Genomic DNA, 1,596 nt, shown 5'->3' with positions numbered 1-1,596 from the left:
TGCCGCTGGTGGACACCGGCGCAAAGTTCGACAGTGTGCCGCCCGTCACATCGATGTCGGACAGGGCAAAGGTGCTGCTGGCCTCAGACAGTGTGAAGTACACCGTCTCGCTGGCAGTGACGGTGCCAGAGCCTGCGCGGCTCACTTCGATGGTGGGTCGGCTGGTGTCGTTTTGCTGCGTGTTGTAGCCAATCGAGACCAGGTTGTTGGCCTCAAAGCCCGCGCCCGCAACGTAGGTGTCGGTGTTGGCATTGCCCGCTGCGTCTTGGAACTTGCCCGCTGCCACGCCAATTGTGGCTGTGCCCACGCTGTTGGCCGCTGGGGTGAAGACGGCGGTGTACTGGTGGTAGCCGCTCGTCGCGTTGCCAGAGCCTGGCACCGGTGCAAAGCCCGAGAGCGTGCCGCCAGAGACATCGACATCGCTGGCGTTGAAACTGGTGCTGCCCTCCGACAGGGTGAAGGTGATCGTCTCTGTACCGCCCAAGGCCAGGCTGCCACTGCCCGCACGCGCCACCACAATGGAAGGCGCTGTGGTGTCGGCAGGCGGGTTGGGGTTGGCCTGCGTGTTGTAGGCGATGCTGACTTGGTTGTTGGTGTTTTCTGCGCCAGTGAGCTTGTAGTCGTCTTGGTTGGCGTTGCCCGCGTTGTCTGAGAACTTGCCTGCGGCCACACCGATGGTGGCGGTGCCGGTGCTGTTGGTTGAGGGTGTGAAGGTGGCTGTGTATTGTGTGTACCCAGTGCCAGCGGTGCCACTGGTGGGCACGGGGCTGAAGTTGCTCAGGCTGCCGCCCACCACATCGATGTCGGTGGCGGCAAAGTTGGTGCTGGCCTCGCTGAGCGTGAAGGTGAGGGTCTCAGAGCTGGTGAGCGTGCCGCTGGCGGTACGCGCCACCACGATCGTGGGCGGTGTGCTGTCGCCCCCGTTGTTGCCGTAGTTGGTGATGAAGTCGACCGCGTTGTTGGCATCCGCGCCGTCGGCGTTGGCGTTGCCCGCCGCGTCACGGAAGGCGCTGCTGGCCACGTAGATGCGGCCCGTGCCCTGCCCGCCCGCTGCCGGAGTGAAGGTGGCGCTGTAGGTGCTGGGGTTGAGCTGCGTCCAGCCAGACAATGTGCCGCCGCTGACCTGCACGTCTGTGGACAGGAAGTCGCTGGAGGGCTCAGACAGCACAAAGGTGACGCTGGCCGACTGGCCCGCTGCCAAAGTGGCTTTGTCGGCAGTGATGGCAATGGTGGGTGCCGTGGTGTCGGGCGTTGCCGGGTTGGTACTGGTGTTGTAGTTCAGTGACACCAGGTTGTTGCCCTCCTGCGTGGCACCTGCCGGGGCGGGGCTGACGTAGGTGTCTGCGTTGGCATTGCCCGCCACGTCGCTGAACATGCCCGACTTGACGCCGATGGTGGCCGTGCCGCTGGCGTTGGGGGATGGCGTGAAGGTGGCGGTGTACTGGGTGTAGCCCGCACTGGCCGTGCCTGAGCTGGGCACTGGTGTGAAGTTCGACAGCGTGCCGCCTGTCACATCAATGTCGGACTGCGCAAAGGTGGTGCTCGCCTCGGAGAGCGTGAAGTAGATCGTCTCGCTCGCGGTGACGGTGCCGCTGC

Annotated in this window: 1 protein-coding gene; it reads right to left on the bottom strand. The window is 64.6% G+C overall.

Annotated features, from left to right (window positions below; all coding sequences use genetic code 11):
• A partial coding sequence (locus B9Z49_RS21920; protein ID WP_233254759.1) for an Ig-like domain-containing protein occupies positions 1–1,596 on the bottom strand: 1,596 nt, incomplete at both ends.

This window comes from Limnohabitans sp. 2KL-51, from assembly GCF_003063645.1.
In the GTDB taxonomy this organism is placed as follows: domain Bacteria; phylum Pseudomonadota; class Gammaproteobacteria; order Burkholderiales; family Burkholderiaceae_C; genus Limnohabitans_A.
This window is presented reverse-complemented; position numbering and strand designations above follow the sequence as displayed.